The following is a 17,516-nucleotide window of genomic DNA, read 5'->3' as shown; positions in this document are numbered from 1 at the left end:
GGAAATTGTCGGAATGGAACGACGGAGCGGAGCACATGCGGACCCACGACGGAAGTGATCCTGTCGCTGATGCGCTGACCGACGAGCACAGTCCATGGCGCGATGCGTCGCTGCCGGTGTCCGAGCGGATCGATGCATTGCTGGCAGCGATGAGTCTCGAGGAGAAGGTCGGTCAACTGTACGGCGTCTGGGTAGGCGTGGATCCGAGCGGGGACGAGGTGGCTCCGCACCAGCACACGCTGGCCGATGCTGACCTGGACTTCAACACCCTCATCCGGCACGGGCTCGGCCAGCTGACGCGCCCGTTCGGCACCGCTGCGGTGGATCCCGTCGAGGGAGCCAAGGCGCTGGCCCGGGTTCAGGAAGACGTGGTCGCGACCAGCCGCTTCGGGATTCCGGCCGTGGTGCACGAGGAGTGCCTCACCGGGTTCATGACGCTCGGAGCCACCATCTACCCGACACCTCTGGCATGGGGGGCCACGTTCAACCCCCAGCTGATCGAACAGATGGGAGTTCAGATCGGCGGGGCGATGAGGGACGTCGGCGTGCACCAGGGGCTCGCACCGGTCGTCGACGTTACCCGGGATCCGCGCTGGGGGCGCACCGAGGAGACGATCGGCGAGGATCCCTATCTGGTGGGCACGCTGGGTGCCGCCTATTCGCGGGGACTGCGGTCGGCCGGCGTGATCGCGACTCTCAAGCATTTCGCGGGATACTCGGCCTCGACCGCGGCACGCAATCACGCCCCCGTGCGTAGCGGACCGCGCGAGCTCGCCGATGTGATCCTTCCCCCGTTCGAGATGGCCATCCGCTACGGCGGGGCTGGCTCCGTGATGCCGTCGTACGCCGAGATCGACGGGATGCCGGCTACCGCCGACCCGGCGTTGCTGACCGATCTTCTCCGCGAGACCTGGTCGTTCGACGGCACGGTCGTCTCGGACTACTTCGCGGTGTCCTTTCTCGAACTGTCACACGGCGTGGCGGGATCTCCGGGTGAGGCCGCCGTGAGCGCGCTCACAGCCGGCATCGACGTGGAATTGCCGTCGGTACGGTGTTACGGCGAGCCAGTGCTGGAAGCGGTTCGCTCGGGCGTGATTCCGGAAGCGCTTGTCGACCAGGCGGCGGCCCGCGTGCTCAGGCAGAAATGCGAGCTCGGCCTCCTGGACCCGGCATGGACGCCGGCCACCAGCGGTGTCCACGAGAACGGGGCGCCGGTCGACCTTGACCCGCCCGAGGCGCGTGACCTCGCCCGGCAGATCGCCGAGGAATCGATCGTCCTGCTGAGCAACGAGTCCGTGCTGCCGCTCGCTCCGGAGAGCAGGATCGCCGTGGTTGGTCCGCTGGCGAACGAGACGACCGCAATGCTGGGATGCTATGCGTTTCCCAGCCACGTCGCTCGCGCCGAGTCGGCAGCGGCCGATGGTGCGAAGGCCGATGGTACGAGCATGCCGGCCGCCTCGGCTGGCGTCACGATCCCGACCGTGGTCGAGGCAATGCGCGCCGAGTTCACCAGCGGGAGGATCGACGAGGCGCGGGGGTGCGACGTCACGGAACTCGACGGCTCCGGGATCCCCGAGGCCGTGGATGCTGCCGCGGCCGCCGATGTCTGCGTCGTCGTCGTGGGCGATCGCGCCGGGCTGTTCGGCCGGGGCACCTCCGGCGAAGGATGCGACGCCGAAGATCTGCACTTGCCGGGCCTTCAGGAGGATCTCATCGAGGCGCTGCTCGACACCGGCACCCCTGTCGTCGTGCTCTTGATGTCCGGGCGCCCGTATGCGTTGGGCACCATCGCGGATCGTGCCGGTGCGATCGTGCAGGCGTTCTTCCCGGGTGAAGAGGGCGGCGCCGCCGTCGCCGGTGTCCTGTCGGGGCGGGTGAATCCGTCGGGAAGCTTGCCCGTCAGCGTGCCACGCCGTCCGGGTGGGCAGCCGACGACGTACCTGGCGCCGCCCCTCGGCCATCACAGCGAGGTCAGTGCCATCGACCCGACGCCGCTGTTCCCGTTCGGGCACGGCGCGTCGTACACGACTTTCGCCTGGGACGATCCCCGTGTCGACGGGCCCGGACGTCCGGCTCGGTCCGCTGCAGGTGACCCGGCCGAGGTCGGCACCGATGGTGAGATCACCGTCTCCGTACGGATCGCCAACACGGGCGAGCGCGCCGGCTCCGAGGTGGTCCAGCTGTACCTGCACGACCCGGTGGCACAGGTGACTCGTCCCGTCGTCCAGTTGATCGGGTACGCCAAGGTGCCGCTGGAACCCGGCGAAACGCGCCGCGTTGCATTCCGCGTGCATACGGACCTGGTGTCGTTCACGGGCCGCAGCGGACGGCGCATCGTCGAACCGGGCGACCTGGAGCTGCGGCTTGCCCGGTCGGCCCAGGACGTGCGGCATACCGTCAATGTCACGCTGACCGGCCCGGAACGAGTCGTGGGAGACGAGAGAGAGTTGACAGCGGAGGTGAGCGTGTCATGAGTACGACGTCTGGCGCCGCCGGCGCCGCGTATGACGTCGCCATCGTGGGCACCGGAGGGATCGCGGCCATTCACGCGCGTGATCTGGCCGAGCTGGGCGAGCGGGCACGGATCGTCACCGCCGTGGACACCGACGCCGGTCGGCTGGACGACTTCTCCCGGCGCTGGTCCGTGCCGCGTACCTACGCGGCGCTGGAATCGATGCTGGAATTCGAGCGTCCCGATGTGGTCGTGCTGTGCACGCCACCGGGCCTGCACACCGGGCAGGCGCTGACCTGCCTCGAACATGGCGTCACCGTGCTGTGCGAGAAACCGCCCGCCCTGAGCCTGGCCGAGATGGACACCATCATCGGGGCAGAGCGTGCGGACGCCGGAGATGGCCGGTTCGCGACGGTGTTCCAGCACCGGTTCGGCAGTGGCGCGGAGTCGTTGCGCCGGCTCGTCGGAGACCCGCGGCTCGGCCCGCCGATGACGGCCGTGTGCCACACGCTCTGGTATCGCCCCGACGATTACTTCGCCGCCCCGTGGCGGGGTGTCTGGGGCGTCGAAGGTGGCGGCCCGACCATGGGCCACGGCATCCACCAGATGGACCTCCTGCTCTCCGTGCTCGGACCGTGGCGTGACGTCAGCGCCGTGGCGGCCCGGCGAGCCCGGCCCACCGACACCGAGGACTTCTCGGCCGCACTCGTCACGTTCGACAGCGGCGTCGTGGCGACGGTGGTCAACAGCCTGCTGTCGCCACGGGAGACCAGCTACCTGCGGTTCGACTTCGCCCACGCGACCGTGGAGCTGGAGCATCTCTACGGCTACGACGATGCGAGCTGGCGCGTCAGCGCCGCGCCGGAGCACGAGGACACCGTGGCCGCGGCGTGGGCCGAAGGGCCGAAGGGACGCGGCAGCGGGCACGCCGCCCAGTACACGGCGCTCTTCGACGCGCTGGACGCCGGAGCGCCGCCCCCGGTCACCACCGCGGACGCGCGGGACACGATGGAGCTGGTCGCAGCGATCTACGCGTCGTCGTTCACCGGGCAGACGGTGCGCCGTGGCGATCTCGGGCCGGGCTCACCCTTCTACGACCGGATGAACGGCGACGGCGCGCCGTGGGCGGCGGCGAAGGAAACGGAGGTGCCAGCATGACCGAACCTCGCGTGATCGACGGTGGCGTGACCGAGCCCGCCCGCGAGGGCCTGCATCTCGATCACGAACACGGCCGATCGCTTCGGATCCGGTACGGCGAGCGCGAGCTCACACGCTACGTCTACGAGCCGTGGGACCCGCAACTGGAATCCCCGCGTCCCTACTTCCATCCGGTCCGCACGCTCCGTGGCGATGTGGTGAGCCTGTACCGGCCGCACGACCACGTGTGGCACAAGGGCATCGCCTGGTCGGTCGCGAACGTCGGCGCCGGCCGGGTGGCCGACGATCCCCCGCAGGAGAACTTCTGGGGCGGCACCACCTTCGTCCGCGGCACGGGCTACCAGCAACTGGAGAACGACGGCGCCATGCGCCATCGCGAATTCACGCGGCTCGACGCCAGCCGGGAGCACGTCGACGTCGCCCACGGTCTGGATTGGCTCACCCAGGACGGGCGCCGCTGGGTTGACGAGGTACGCGAGTTCGCGATCACCGTCGGCCCCGTGGGTATCCCGGCAGGGGAGTCGGCGGCGGACACGACCGTGGGCCCGGCCGCGTGGGTGCTCACGTTCGGTACGCGGATGACCAACGTCAGCGGTCACTACCTCACCTTCGGCAGCCCGACCACGCAGGGCCGGGAGAACGCCGGATACGGCGGCCTGTTCTGGCGTGGCCCCCGCTCCTTCACCGGTGGCACCGTCTACGCGCCGGGCACGTCCGGGGGCGACGAGCTGATGGGCACCCGGTCCCCATGGCTGGGCCTCAGCGGCGTGCACGACGAGCACGGCCGGGCGTCGACGTTGGTGTTCATCGACGATCCGGCCAACGCGCAGCATCCGACGCAGTGGTTCGTCCGCTCGCAGATGTTCGCATGCGTATGCCCGGCGCCGTTCTTCAACACCGAGATCGAGGTGGCGCCGGACGAATCGATCGAGCGTCGCTACGCCGTGGTGGTGGCCGACGGCGACCCGGGCGCGGATGGCGCCGAAGGGCTCGCCAAGCTCGGGTTCGACGCGCTGGCCAGTTCGGATCTGGGCGCCTTCTAGATCCGATCCCGGCGTGCCCGGTCCATCTCGAAGAGATCGTTCAGCGAAAGGAGGCAGCGATGGCGGATTCTCCCGATGGGATGCGCGTTCCGGGTGGGGTCATCCCTGGAGCTGTTCCGGATGGGGAGGGTACGCCGAGCGCGGCCGGCTTTCCCGGCGGCACCGGCGTCTCCCGGGTCCGCGTGTACGACTGGCCCACCCCGGACGGGCAGCGAGGTGGATCGCCGCACCTGCACACGGCCTCGACCGAGGGCTACGTCGTCCTGGGCGGCGAAGGAGTCCTCGAAACCCTGTCGGGTGACGGCTATGCCGAGTACCGGCTCGCGCCGGACACCGTGCTGTGGTTCACGCCCGGGACGATTCACCGGCTGGTCAATGTCAGCGGTGACCTGGACATCCTGGTCGTCATGCAAAACGCCGGACTTCCCGAGGCGGGCGACGCGGTGTTCACCTTCCCGCCCGAGGTGCTCGAAGACCCCGAACGTTACACCAGGGAGGCGGCACTGCCGCCCGGCGACGCGGAGGAGCGGAGCGAGGCGGCACGTCGCCGGCGTGACCTCGCGATCGAGGGATACCTCGCGCTGCGCGAACGGGTCGCGGCCGATGGACCGGCCGCGCTTACCCCGCTCTACGAGGCCGCGGCCGCCCTGGTGCGCCGGCGCGTCGCCGGCTGGAGGTCGATCTGGCAGCTGCGGCCCCTGGGCCAGGCAGTGAAGACTGGCGCGCACCTGGATCTCCTGGAGTCCGGGGCCGCTCCCCACCTGGCATCCTCCAGTGTCACGAGCGCGGACGCCCGGCCAGCAACCTTCGGTATGTGCGGGCATCTGTCCGCGTGGGATCTGCACGCCCCGGTGCATACCTCCGGTTAGAGCCACGCACCGCCCGCCGGAGCCACGCACCGGGCATCGTCGAGCAGCCTTCAGGCGAGCTGCGTCAGCTCTGGCCACTCCTGCTCATCTGGGCGCTGCCGTTCTTCTTGCTGCTTCTGCTCTTCTGGGCGCTGCCGTTCTTCTTGCTGCTTCTGCTCTTCTGGCTGCTCCTGCCACTCTTGCGTGTGCCGCTGGTGCGGGCCTGTTCGATGCTTTGCTCCAGCGCGGACACGAGGTCGATGACGTCGGCCGAGGGTTCCTCCTCCGGCTCCTCGACGTCGACCTCTTCGCCCCTGGCCTTCTGTTCGACCAGGCGGAGAACCTGCTCACGATGCGTGTCGTGGTAATCTTCCGGTCTCCATGCGGTGCTCAGCTGTTCGATCAGGTCGGTCGCCGTGTCGAGCTCCTTCGTGGAGAGTTCCACGTCCCCCGGAATGTCCGCGATCTCGTGCGGGTCACGGATCTCGTCGGCGAAATACATCGTGTTGAGTACCAGGACGTCGCCGTCGGCACGGATGGCCGCCAGATGCTCCTTGTTCCGCATGACCAGCGTCGCGATTCCGGCCAGCCCGGTCTGCTTCATCGCCTCGCGTAGCAAGGCGTAGGGATATTCCTGGCCGTCGCCGCGCGGCGCCAGGTAGTAGGCCTTCTGGTAGTGGATCGGATCGATCTCGGCAAGTGCGACGAAGTCCTCGATCGCGAGCGTGTGCGACGTCTCGGGCTGCACGCTGGCCAGTTCCTCCTGGGTGACGACGACGTGATCCCCGCTCTCGGTCTCGTAGCCCTTGGCGATGTCGTCGTAGTCGACCTCCCGATCGGTTCCCTCCGCGACGCGCTTGTACCGCACCCGCTGGTCGGTGCCCTTCTCGAACTGGCGGAACGAAACCCCACGGGCCTCGGTCGCCGCGAAGAGCCCGACACCGATGTTCACCAGACCGAAACTGATGGTGCCCGTCCACACCGGCCGTGCCACGAGAATCACCTCCCGGCCAGCTCGGAAATCGCCGCGATGATTGGGAAATTGCTGCGACGATAGGCCGGCCCTTGCGGAGCGGTACCTGGGATCCGTCGTCGGACACGTCGTCAATTACCCGGTGTATGCGACTGTCATTCCTGGCAGAGCGTTCGAGCCCGGGTGGGGGTTTGGGTCCGGGCGAGCCATCGACACGTCTGGCGCCGCTCGGTTTCTCGAATGAGTCAGCGGGCGCCGGCATGACCTCCGGCCCATCGGGTATCGCAGATCACAACGCAGGCGGAACGTTGTAGGGAGGATAGAACCATGGCACAGAAGGTCAGCGATGTCATGACCACTGGCCCGACGATGGTGGACGCGAACCGCACGCTTGCCGAGATCGCGGAGATGATGCGTGACCGTGGTATCGGCGACGTGCTGGTCACCGAGGACGGGAACCTGTGCGGCGTGGTCACCGACCGGGATATCGTCGTACGTGGTCTGACCCGAGATGGTGATACCAGGAGCATGCGGATTGGCGAGATCTGCAGTCGTGATCTGGTGAGCGTCGACGCGGACTCGAACGTCGACGACGCTGTGCGGCTCATGCGCGAGAACACGCTGCGCCGGCTTCCCGTGGCACGAGATGGGCAACTGGTCGGCGTCGTATCGATCGGTGATCTCGCTGTCGAAGAGGATCGTCGCTCCGCGTTGGCGGACATCAGCGCGGCGCCGGCGAACGGTTGATCGTCGCACTTCTACCAGCCGGCTTGGGGCGTGCTCGTGTGCGGCACGCCGCCGGTGCCCCTATCTCGATTCGACAGCGGAAGGTAGTGCCTCTGCAATGTCGGTCGTCGAATATCTGAAACGTGTTCCGTGGTGGGCGTGGACACCGCTGCTGGCCGTGGGCGTCATCGTGACGACCATCGGATTCGGCTGGTTTCCGATCTTCGCCGTCTGCATCGGCTGGTTGGTCGCGAGGCTGATGCGCATCATGCCGGAGGGGACGAACCTGGAGTCAGTCAACGAGATCGCCGGCCAGCCACGAGAGGTCGTGGAAGAGGCCGTCAGCCGCACTTCGAACGAGCAGCTGGGCGAGCTGTGGCAACAAACCGGTGAGCAGCTTCGGCGATCGTACCTTCCGGCGAGCATCGCGTCGCTGGCCTGCGTGCGCCAAGCGTTGCTCGACGAGATGCAGCGTCGCGATCCGGAAGCGTTCGACCGCTGGCTGGCCGGCCGTCCCGACCAGCTCGATCCGCGGGCCTATCTCGAGCGTCGCGAGACATAGAGCTGCATGAACAGTTCGTGTACGGGCCGACCACCCTTTCCGAATGATCATGTTTGGTACGTTTCCTCGGGCCATAACACGTCTGCAGACGTGTCACGGCCCGAGGAAACGTACCAAACATGATCATTCGGAACCCTGGGATAGGTGGTTGCAGCGGGGAGACGTCAGGTGGTGCCGAGGCCGCGTTCACGCAGGTCGCGCCGGTGTACTTCGAGTGCCATGAGCTCACCGAACAGCTTGTTGTAGGTCTCGACGTCCTCGGCCGGGTCGGTCCGCTGAAGGCGCGCCTTGAGCCCGACAAGCTTGCGGGACACCCACACCTCGGTGAGCCGCAAGACCACGGACTCCACGTATCGCGGTATGTCCGTTTCGTCGGCAGGGATGGGCTCGACTGCGAGCTCGGAGAGCATGTGCCGGGTCACGTCGTGATCCGCGGCCCGCGTGAGGGTGTCCATCCAGCTCGCGCCGCCCGGCTGCGTGGCGCAACCGCCCGCCTTGGCGATGGTTTCGCGCACTGCCCGGAACACGGGCGACTGGAAGGCGTCCGGTTCGATCGCGTCGAAGCCGGGTCCGGCGAGCGCAGGCCGTTGCACGGCAACACGCAGCACCTCACGTTCGAGCGCCAGCGTCTGCGGATCGGCGGACCCGTGATCGGGCACGCCCAGCGCTTGCTGGCCCGCCGGCGGCGTCTCCGTCCGGCGGCCGCCACGCTCGGAGGTACCGGCCGCGGCGCGGGCCCGGCGTATGACGGACAGCTCGTCGGGCGCGCCGACCCAGCCGGCCAGCCGGCGCGCGTATTCGTCTCGCAGCGCGCGATCGCGAATCCGGGCCACGAGCGGCAGTGCCTTGTCCAATGCCTGGGTACGCCCCTCGGGATGGTCGAGATCGAAGTCGTCCACGAGCGCGCGGATGGCGAACTCGAACAACGGGCGATGCCGCGCGATCAGCTCGCGGACCGAGGCGTCTCCGGAACGCTGCCGTAGCTCGCAGGGGTCGAGGCCGTTGGGTTCGACAGCCACGTACGTCTGCCCGACGAAGCGCTGGTCACCCTCGAAGGCGCGGATGGCGGCCTGGCGCCCGGCCTCGTCGCCGTCGAAGGTGAAGATGACCTGGCCCCGGTATTCGTCCTGGTCACGCAGCAGCCGCCGGAGCAGGCGGGCGTGGTCGTCCCCGAACGACGTGCCGCACGTGGCGACGGCCGTGGTGACGCCGGCGAGGTGACATGCCATGACGTCGGTGTAGCCCTCGACGACGACGGCTTGCGAGCTGCGGGCTATCTCCCGCTTGGCGTAGTGGACGCCGTAGAGCACCTGGCTTTTCTTGTAGATGGGTGTTTCCGGCGTGTTGAGGTACTTGGCCTCGATGCGATCGTCGTCGTACAGCCTGCGGGCGCCGAATCCGACGACGTCGCCGAGCAGATCGTGGATCGGCCAGATCAGCCGGCCGCGAAAGCGATCGTAGGGGGCGCCGCGTCCCTGCGCGAGGAGGCCGGCCGTGATCAGCTCGGAATCGCTGAACCCTTTCTGCAGCAGGTGCCGCCGCAGTACCTCGCCGCCCCTGGGCGCGTAGCCGATGCCGAAGTGCTCGGCTGCCGAACGGTCGAAGCCGCGCTGGTCGAGGAACTGCCGCCCCGGTACGGCCTCCGTCGACGACGTCAGCATGTCGGCGTAGAACTCGGCCGCTATCCGGTGCGCCTCGATCAGCCGGGTGCGTTGTTCCCGGCTCTGCCGTGGTGCGGTGCCGCTTCTGCTCTCCTCGTAGCGCAGCTGGATACCGACCTTGTCGGCGAGCCGCTCGACCGCTTCGGTGAAGGTCAGGTGTTCGTATTTCTGCAGGAACGAGATGACGTCGCCGCCTTCGCCGCACCCGAAGCAGTGGAACAGGTTGACCTGTGAGCGGACGTTGAACGACGGCGTCTTCTCGTCGTGGAAGGGGCACAATCCCTTCAGGGAGCCGCCGCCGGCCGGACGCAGGGTCACGTACTGCGAGACGATCTCCTCGATCTGGGCGCGCTCGCGTACCGCGGCGATGTCTTCGTCACGGATGCGTGCCACGCGGCCGAGTGTAGTGTCGCGTTCCGCCGGCGACGCGAGCGGCTCGGCACGTGGAAGGCTGGCAACTCAGCGGGTCAGCAGGGTGACGCCGATGACGAACATCACTGCGGCGATGAGAGCGTCGAGAATCTGCCATGACCTGGGGCGTGCGAAGAATCGCCGTAGTGTGCGGGCGCCGTAGCCGAGCGCGAAGAACCACACGAAGCTCGCCAGCGTCGCGCCGATGCCGTACAGCCAGCGCCCGCTGCCGTGCTGGTTGGCGAGCGAACCCAGCAAGATCATGGTGTCGAGGTAGACGTGGGGGTTGAGAACGGTGAAGCCGAGGCAGGCCATGATGGCGGCCCGGCGCCGGGCCGCCACTGGTGGCGCGTCGTCGACGGTCAACACGTTCGGGCGAAGTGCCCGGCGCGTGGCGAGGACCGCGTAGCCCAGGACGAACGCCGCACCCGCGTAGCGGGTGATCTCGACGGCGGCGGGGTGTGCCGTGACGACGGCTCCGAGGCCGGCGACGCCGGCGGTGATGAGCAGGGCGTCGGCGGCGGAACACAGCAGTATGACGACGAGTACGTGTTCGCGTCGGATTCCCTGGCGAAGGACGAAGGCGTTCTGGGCACCGATCGCGATGATCAGCGAGAGGCCGGTGACGAATCCGACGGCCACGGTGGCGGTGGGTGCGGGAAGCGGCAAGGACATAGCTGGAGACGTAGTTGGAGACATGGGTGGAGGCGTCGCGAGAGACATGGGTGGAGACGTCGGCAAGAGCGCGGGGAGCACGACACCTGACGCTATGTGGTCCCGGATAGTGAATCCAGCTAATCTTTCTAAGGCTGAGTTAGCATTGCTTAATGGAGCTGGACATCGCGCACCTCACCGCCTTCGCCGCGGTCGTCGAAGAGGGGAGCTTCGACGCGGCTGCCCGGCGCCTGCACCTCACCCCGTCGGCGGTGAGCCAGCGAATCAAGGCGCTCGAATCCCGCATGGGCCAGATACTCGTGCGGCGTACGAAGCCGGCGCAGGCCACCGAGGCCGGCCACGTGCTGGCACGCCTAGCCGGGCAGATCTCGCTGCTGGAGAGCGAGGCGTTGACCGAGTTGACGGGTGGCCGCGAGAGCGCGGGGCTCGCGCGGCAGATACCGATCGCCGTGAACGCGGACTCGCTGGCCACGTGGTTTCTCCCGGCCCTTGCCGCCCTTGGGGAGCACTACAGCAGGCTCACGTTCGACATCCGCCAGGAGGATCAGGATCATTCGGCAGCGCTCTTGCGAGACGGCTCGGTGATGGCCGCCGTGACGGCTGAGCCGCAGGTCGTCCAGGGGTGCCGTACGGAGCGGTTGGGTGCGATGCGCTATCTGGCGGTCGCCTCGCCCGCACTCGGCGTGGACCCCCTTCCGATGATCACGAACACTTATCAACCTCATAGGTCGACAAGTGTTCATGATCATCGGAAGGGGGCGGATGCGCTGGGGTCGATACCGATGCTCGTGTTCAACCGCAAGGACGCGTTGCAAGATCGCTTCGCTGAGATGGTGACGGGCTCACGGCAGGAGCTGCCGGTGACCTACCTGCCGTCGTCACGAGGATTCGTGGAAGCTGCCCAGCTAGGACTCGGCTGGGGAATGGTGCCCGAACAGATGGCGCGGCCCGCGCTCGACGACGGCTCCCTCGTCGAGCTCGTGCCTGGACGCCATCTCGACGTGCCGCTGTTCTGGCAACGCTGGCGACTGGACTCACCTGCCCTCGCGGCCCTGACCGCCGCCGTGCAGGATGCCGCGGCCGTCGCTCTCCGGTCGGGCTGAGGTCGCCCGTAGCTGGCTCGGGTGTAATCGACCGAGGCTGTGGTACTAGTCCGCGGCGGTGCTCTCGTCGAAGACGTGGATGGTGTTGCCCGACGGGTCGTTGAATGTGGCCAGCCTGCCGTCGGGAATGTCGAGGATCTCCCCGACCAAGGGCAGTGCGGAATGCTGCTTGACGAAGGCGTCGACGTCGTCGACCTCGAAGAACATGCCGGACGCCCAGCGCGGGTGGTCGTCGGCGACGACGTCGACCATGAGCTGGACGGGTGAACCGGGCAATTCGAACGCGACAGTGGACTCGCCTTCGCGCCACGCTTCGACGAGGCCGAGCTCATCCCGGTAGAACCCCAGCGCAGCGGGAAGATCGGTGACCGACTGGTACATGAATGTGAGCTTCATGACGAGAACCGTAATCGGATTATGATATACCGTCAATGCGTTATCCTATGGGTATGCCGGAATGGATCCCTGTCCCGGGCTCGGCGAAGGCGCGGCTCATCGAGGCAGCGCTGCATCACTTCGAACGCGCTGGGTTCGAAGGGAGCAACGTCACCGACATCGCGGCGAAGGCGAGCGTGACCACCGGCTCGCTGTACCACCATTTCGGTTCCAAGCTCGGCCTCTACACCGTCGTGCGGACCGACCTGGAGAGACGGGTGACCGACCGGATGGAGGGCGCGGCGGAGTCGGCCGGAATGTCGGATGCCATTCCGGATACTCCGGGTGATGCCACCTGCCGGGCGGCGGTGCGTTCGGCGGTTCTCGTCGCGTTCGATGCCGCTGTCCGGTTTGATGCCTGCCGGGTGCTGGGGGAGCCACCGCCGCACGACGACGCAGATCCGATCGAGGTGACGGTGCGGGCGATGCTATCCAGAGACCTCGAGTACGCGGCAGGCATGCTGGTCGCGGCGTGGCGCTCGGCGCTGCTGAACGTGGCCGGGGGCGCTACGGTGGCCCCGGTACGCTCCGCCCTGGAGTTCGTCATTCACGACTGAAGGCCGCGGCCCCGTCCCCGCAGCGGGCCGGCGTGCAGAGAGGGAGCCGTGACATGCAGCACCGCGTCGTCATGTCACCGTCAGGAGCCGAGTTCGAGGATCTGGCGGATCGCCTGCTTCGCCGCCGTTCCGGCGACACCGCTCGCGTCGTCGTCGGCGTCGTCGGCGTTCCCGGTGCCGGCAAGTCGACGTTTACCGAGGCGCTGGACAGGACGCTCGGCTCGGTCGCGGCATCGGTGCCGATGGACGGCTATCATCTCGCGGACGTCGAACTGGAACGGCTCGGTCTGCGTGACCGGAAAGGGGCCCCGGAGACTTTCGACGCCTACGGCTACGTGGCGTTGCTGGCCCGGATCCGCGCGCGGCCCGCACACGTCGTCTACGCGCCGGGCTTCGAGCGAGAGCTGGAACAGCCGATCGCTGGCGCCATTCCGATCGGGCCGGAGCCCGACGTGGTGATCACCGAGGGAAACTACCTTCTGCTCGATCGCCCCGAGTGGCGGGACGTCCGTTCCTGCCTGGATGAGGTGTGGTTCGTCCACACCGACGACGAGACGCGGATGCGCCGGCTCGTCGATCGGCACGTCCGATTCGGCAAGTCGCCGGAATTCGCAACGAGGTGGGTGGAACGAGTCGACGCGCCGAATGCCCGGATGATCCAGGAGACACGGGACAAGGCCGATGTGCTGGTCGATCTCACATCATGGCAAGGCGGCGAAGGCAAATCGGAAATCCATTCCTGAATCCATACAAGCCATCACTCGTTTGTCAACGGGTAGAAAGGTTGGGCAATACACGGCAGACTTAGACACCGTCGAGGGTCTCGTCCCGACCCCCGGAGGTGGTGCCGGTGGCATTGACAACCACGGCAAGGGCGACCGTGCCGGTACAAGACCGGACGACAGATGACGCACGGGGGAGTACAGGCGCGTACGCGCGCCCCGATCCAGGGTTCGAAGACGCCGAGGTAGCCAGCGAGGTGCCCGGTGCGGCGGATTACGCGGCGCCGGGCGTCAATCCGGATCTGGTTCGCCGGTATCTCGACGAGATCGGCCGGGTGCCGCTGCTTTCAGCGGCCGAAGAGGTCACGCTCGCCCGGGAGATCGAAGCGGGTGTGCTGGCGGAGGAACGGATCGCGAAGAACGGCCGTGCGGATCCGGACTACGACGACCTCAACCAGCTGGTCCTGATCGGCCGGGCGGCCAAGCGCCGGCTGACCGAGGCCAACCTGCGGCTGGTGGTATCCGTGGCCCGCCGCTACATGCGACGGGGATTGACCTTGCTCGACCTCGTGCAAGAGGGAAACGTCGGCTTGATGCGTGCGGTCGAGCGGTTCGACTACACCCGCGGGTTCAAGTTCTCCACGTATGCGACCTGGTGGATTCGCCAGGCGATTAGCCGTGCCCTGGCCGAGCAGAGCCGGACGATACGGCTGCCCGTGCACGTGGTGGACGAGCTCAACCGGGTGCTGCGAGCACGTCGCGCCATGTGGCAGACGCAGACCCGTGATCCCTCGCCCGAGGAGCTCGCGCGGTTGTCCGGCATCGAGCCGGAGCGGGTCACCGAGCTGCTGACGTTCGTCGATGAGCCGGTGAGCTTGCAGGCACCGGTGGGCGAGCGCGCCGAGCAATCCTTCGGTGAACTGGTTGAGGACACCGATGAGCTGTCACCTGCCGAGATCGTGACGCAGTCGATGTTGCGTGACCAGGTGCTCGCCGCGCTGTCGTGCCTGAACGAGCGCGAACGCCGGGTGGTGCGGCTCCGGTTCGGGCTCGACGACGGGCGGGTGCGCACGCTGGAAGAGGTCGGGCGCATTCTCGGTGTGACGCGGGAACGGATCCGGCAGATCGAGCGGCGGACGCTGAACAAGCTGCGGCAGGAGAAGGCGGCGACGGCACTGCGGGAGTATCTGCGCTGACTGTGGGTAGACCGTAGAGTTGACGGGTGTTGCAACGTCGACGGCGAACCGTGTCCATGCCGAACTTGGAGCCAGGAGAACGGGTGCTGGCCCGGGCCAGTGGCCCGGATGGCGAGGTGAGCGCCACCAACCGGCGCCTGATCTGGCCGGACGGCTCGATCCACTGGTACGAGATCGAGCGGGCTTCGTGGGACGGCGACGCTGCGCACCTGCTGGTGACACCGGTGGCGACATCGGAACATGCCGGGCCGTACCGGCTTGTCCTGAACGAGCCGACCCGGCTGGTGGACGTGGTCCGCGAGCAGGTGACGGCCAGCGTCGTCATCACCCGGCACGTGCCGCTCAGCGGCGAGCACGGGGTCCAGGTGACCGGGCGGCGACGGGCCGACGGCAGCCTCGTGTGGAATGCCGTCGTCGACGCGGCTCTGGACCTCGACGATCCGCAGCTGCGGACCCGGCTGGATGCTGCCATCACGACCGTGCGCAGCGAGATCGAGTAGTCTCACTGTGCGGCCAGCCTGACCTGCGTGGCCAAGCCCGACGTGCGGGCCGGAGCGATGCCCCGTGGCGGCCCGAACCCCGTGCCAGCCCTCGGTCAGGCGCCGACGTAGGCAGCGAGGTGCTCGCTGGTGAGGGTGGTGGGGGTGGCGACGAGGTCGGCTGGCGTGCCTTCGAAGACGACCCGGCCACCATCATGACCAGCGCCCGGCCCCATATCGATGATCCAGTCGGCGTGTGCCATGACCGCCTGGTGGTGCTCGATGACGATGACCGAGGTGCCGGAGTCGACGAGCCGGTCAAGCAAGGCGAGCAGCTGCTCGACGTCGGCGAGGTGCAGGCCGGTGGTCGGCTCGTCGAGGACATAGACAGCGCCGTTGCCGCCCATGTTGGTGGCCAGCTTGAGGCGCTGCCGTTCACCGCCGGACAACGCGGTGAGCGGCTGGCCCAGGCTGAGGTACCCGAGGCCGACGTCGGCCAGCCGGTGAAGAATTTTGTGGGCCGCCGGCGTACGTGCTTCACCCGTGCTGAAGAACTCCTCAGCCTCGGCCACCGACATCGCGAGGACCTCGGCGATGTTGCGGCCGCCCAGGGTGAATTCGAGCACGGATGCCTGGAATCGCTGCCCGCCGCAGTCCTCGCACGGCGTTTCCACGGTCTCCATGAAGCCGAGCTCGGTGATGATGACACCGCCACCATTGCATGTGGGGCAGGCACCCTCCGAGTTGGCGCTGAACAGTGCCGGTTTCACGCCGTTGGCCTTCGCGAACGCCTTGCGGATCGGATCGAGAAGACCGGTGTAGGTCGCCGGGTTGCTGCGCCGCGACCCCTTGATCGCGGTCTGGTCGATGAACATCACGCCAGCGTCGGCGGGAATCGACTCGTCGACCAGCGAGCTCTTGCCGGAGCCGGCAACGCCGGTGACGACGACCAGCACCCCGAGCGGGATGTCGACATCCACCGACTGCAGATTGTGTGCCGTCGCGCCACGGATCTCCAGGGCGCCGGTGGGGGTCCGCACCGTGTCCTTGAGCGCGGCCTGGTCGTCCAGATGGCGGCCCGTCAGGGTCCCGCTGCCGCGCAGCCCTTCCACGGTGCCCTCGAAGCACATGGTGCCGCCAGCGGTGCCGGCGCCGGGGCCGAGGTCGACGATGTGGTCGGCGATCGCGATCGTTTCCGGTTCGTGCTCCACGACGAGCACCGTGTTGCCCTTGTCCCGCAGCCGCAGCAGCAGGTTGTTCATTCGCTCGACGTCGTGCGGGTGCAGGCCGATGGTGGGCTCGTCGAAGACGTAGGTGACGTCGGTGAGCGCGGAGCCCAAGTGGCGGAGCATCTTGATGCGTTGCGCCTCGCCGCCCGAGAGGGTGCCGGACGGGCGGTCGAGGCTGAGATAGCCGAGCCCGAGCTCGACGAACGAGTCGAGGTTCTCCCCCAGGGCTGTGAGCAGTGGCGCCACCGACGGCTCGTCGATACTGCGGACCCATTCGGCTAGGTCGTTGACCTGCATCGCGCAGGCGTCGGCGATAGTGATGCCGTTGATCTTCGACGACCGCGCCGACTCGCTGAGCCGGGTGCCGTCACACTCGGGACAGGCGGTGAACTTCACCGCCCGCTCCACGAATGCGCGGATGTGCGGCTGCAACGCGTCGACGTCCTTGGAAAGGAACGACTTCTGGACCCGCGGGACCAGACCCTCGTAGGTGATGTTGATGTTGTTGATCTTGACCTTGGTGGGCTCGCGGTAGAGGAAGTCATGCAGCTCGGTTTCGGTGTACTTGCTGATCGGCTTGTCCGGGTCCACGAAGCCGGACTCGGTGATCATGCGGACCGACCAGCCGCCGGCCTTGTAGCCCGGGATGAGGATGGCTCCTTCGTTGAGCGACTTGGTCTCGTCGTACAGCTGGGTGAGGTCGATGTCGCTCACGGATCCCATGCCTTCACAACGCGGGCACATGCCGCCGTGGTAGATGGCCTCGCGCACCACCGTCTTCTCTCCCGTGGACGAGGTCATCACGCCGCTCGCCTTCCGCGCCGGGACGTTGAACGAGAAGGCGGTGGGAGGGCCGATGTGCGGAGATCCCAGCCGGCTGAACAGCAGCCGCAGCCTCGCGTTGGCATCGGTCACGGTGCCGACCGTGGAGCGGGCATTGGCACCCATCCGTTCCTGGTCGACGATGATCGCGGTCGTTAGCCCGTCGAGGACGTCGACCTCGGGCCGGGCCAGACTCGGCATGAAGCCTTGCAGGAAGGCGCTGTAGGTCTCGTTGATCATCCGCTGCGATTCCGCGGCGATGGTGTCGAACACCAGAGAGCTCTTGCCCGAGCCGGAAACGCCGGTAAACACCGTCAGCCGGCGCTTCGGGATATCCACGCTGATGTTCTTGAGGTTGTTCTCGCGCGCGCCGTGTACGCGGATCATGTCGTGGCTGTCGGCAGCGTGCAGCACGGGCGGCTGCGTGTCCGTATCCGTAACCATGTTCATCGTGTCTCCATCCG

The 17,516-nt window shown here is 67.6% G+C and carries 16 protein-coding genes; 11 read left to right on the top strand and 5 right to left on the bottom strand.

Going from position 1 to position 17,516, the window contains the following annotated elements; translation table 11 throughout:
* Positions 1–35: 35 nt before the first annotated feature.
* From DPM12_RS19175 to DPM12_RS19160, 4 genes are read left to right on the top strand one after another with little or no spacing between them, the layout of a single operon-like run.
* Positions 36–2,474, top strand: a complete 2,439-nt coding sequence (locus tag DPM12_RS19175) for a beta-xylosidase/alpha-l-arabinosidase (protein ID WP_112259982.1) — start codon at positions 36–38, stop codon at positions 2,472–2,474.
* Complete coding sequence (locus DPM12_RS19170; RefSeq protein WP_112259962.1) at positions 2,471–3,610, top strand: Gfo/Idh/MocA family protein; 1,140 nt, start codon at positions 2,471–2,473, stop codon at positions 3,608–3,610. Before DPM12_RS19175 ends, DPM12_RS19170 begins: the two co-directional genes overlap by 4 nt.
* Complete coding sequence (locus DPM12_RS19165; RefSeq protein ID WP_112259981.1) at positions 3,607–4,653, top strand: DUF6807 domain-containing protein; 1,047 nt, start codon at positions 3,607–3,609, stop codon at positions 4,651–4,653. Before DPM12_RS19170 ends, DPM12_RS19165 begins: the two co-directional genes overlap by 4 nt.
* Positions 4,654–4,712: 59 nt before the next feature.
* The gene (locus DPM12_RS19160; protein WP_211659152.1) at positions 4,713–5,522 is read left to right on the top strand and encodes a cupin domain-containing protein; all 810 of its coding nucleotides are present in this window, start codon (positions 4,713–4,715) and stop codon (positions 5,520–5,522) included.
* 64 nt (positions 5,523–5,586) lie between these two features.
* On the opposite strand, the gene ku is transcribed toward DPM12_RS19160, so the two are convergent.
* The gene (gene ku, locus DPM12_RS19155) at positions 5,587–6,495 is read right to left on the bottom strand and encodes a non-homologous end joining protein Ku (RefSeq protein ID WP_158542954.1); all 909 of its coding nucleotides are present in this window, start codon (positions 6,493–6,495) and stop codon (positions 5,587–5,589) included.
* Between the two features lie 306 nt (positions 6,496–6,801).
* Here ku and DPM12_RS19150 point away from each other — a divergent pair, with 306 nt between their 5' ends.
* Both DPM12_RS19150 and DPM12_RS19145 read left to right on the top strand, forming a co-directional pair.
* Positions 6,802–7,221, top strand: coding sequence for a CBS domain-containing protein (locus DPM12_RS19150; RefSeq protein WP_112259960.1), 420 nt, complete (start codon positions 6,802–6,804; stop codon positions 7,219–7,221).
* 97 nt (positions 7,222–7,318) lie between these two features.
* The gene (locus tag DPM12_RS19145; protein WP_112259959.1) at positions 7,319–7,762 is read left to right on the top strand and encodes a hypothetical protein; all 444 of its coding nucleotides are present in this window, start codon (positions 7,319–7,321) and stop codon (positions 7,760–7,762) included.
* Between the two features lie 164 nt (positions 7,763–7,926).
* On the opposite strand, the gene dnaG is transcribed toward DPM12_RS19145, so the two are convergent.
* Entirely contained in the window at positions 7,927–9,816 is a 1,890-nt protein-coding gene (gene dnaG / locus DPM12_RS19140) for a DNA primase (RefSeq protein WP_112259958.1), read from the bottom strand.
* 66 nt (positions 9,817–9,882) lie between these two features.
* Positions 9,883–10,509, bottom strand: a complete 627-nt coding sequence (locus DPM12_RS19135; protein WP_112259957.1) for a LysE/ArgO family amino acid transporter — start codon at positions 10,507–10,509, stop codon at positions 9,883–9,885.
* Positions 10,510–10,661: 152 nt separating this feature from the next.
* Between DPM12_RS19135 and DPM12_RS19130 the strand changes: the two genes are divergently transcribed.
* Positions 10,662–11,612: a LysR family transcriptional regulator ArgP gene (locus DPM12_RS19130; protein ID WP_112259956.1), complete on the top strand. Its 951-nt coding sequence runs from the start codon at positions 10,662–10,664 to the stop codon at positions 11,610–11,612.
* Between the two features lie 45 nt (positions 11,613–11,657).
* On the opposite strand, the gene DPM12_RS19125 is transcribed toward DPM12_RS19130, so the two are convergent.
* Complete coding sequence (locus tag DPM12_RS19125) at positions 11,658–12,008, bottom strand: VOC family protein (RefSeq protein WP_112259955.1); 351 nt, start codon at positions 12,006–12,008, stop codon at positions 11,658–11,660.
* A 53-nt stretch (positions 12,009–12,061) separates the two neighbouring features.
* On the opposite strand from DPM12_RS19125, the gene DPM12_RS19120 reads away from it, so the two are divergent.
* From DPM12_RS19120 to DPM12_RS19105, 4 genes are all read left to right on the top strand, one after another.
* Entirely contained in the window at positions 12,062–12,604 is a 543-nt protein-coding gene (locus tag DPM12_RS19120; RefSeq protein ID WP_112259979.1) for a TetR/AcrR family transcriptional regulator, read from the top strand.
* A 53-nt stretch (positions 12,605–12,657) separates the two neighbouring features.
* Positions 12,658–13,347, top strand: coding sequence for a nucleoside/nucleotide kinase family protein (locus tag DPM12_RS19115; protein ID WP_211659151.1), 690 nt, complete (start codon positions 12,658–12,660; stop codon positions 13,345–13,347).
* 107 nt (positions 13,348–13,454) lie between these two features.
* Positions 13,455–14,522 carry a sigma-70 family RNA polymerase sigma factor gene (locus DPM12_RS19110; RefSeq protein ID WP_245951321.1) on the top strand — a complete coding sequence of 356 codons (1,068 nt, stop codon included), beginning with the start codon at positions 13,455–13,457 and terminating at the stop codon, positions 14,520–14,522.
* Positions 14,523–14,548: 26 nt separating this feature from the next.
* Positions 14,549–15,022, top strand: coding sequence for a hypothetical protein (locus tag DPM12_RS19105; RefSeq protein ID WP_123788538.1), 474 nt, complete (start codon positions 14,549–14,551; stop codon positions 15,020–15,022).
* 95 nt (positions 15,023–15,117) lie between these two features.
* Here the strand turns inward: DPM12_RS19105 and DPM12_RS19100 are convergent, their stop codons facing one another.
* Positions 15,118–17,502: an ATP-binding cassette domain-containing protein gene (locus tag DPM12_RS19100; RefSeq protein ID WP_112259953.1), complete on the bottom strand. Its 2,385-nt coding sequence runs from the start codon at positions 17,500–17,502 to the stop codon at positions 15,118–15,120.
* Positions 17,503–17,516 lie beyond the last annotated feature (14 nt).

Origin of the sequence: Phytoactinopolyspora halophila, from assembly GCF_003287285.1 — a bacterium.
In the GTDB taxonomy this organism is placed as follows: Bacteria; Actinomycetota; Actinomycetes; order Jiangellales; family Jiangellaceae; genus Phytoactinopolyspora_A; species Phytoactinopolyspora_A halophila.
The sequence above is the reverse complement of the archived record's forward strand: the minus strand, read 5'-3'. Positions and strand labels throughout refer to the sequence as shown.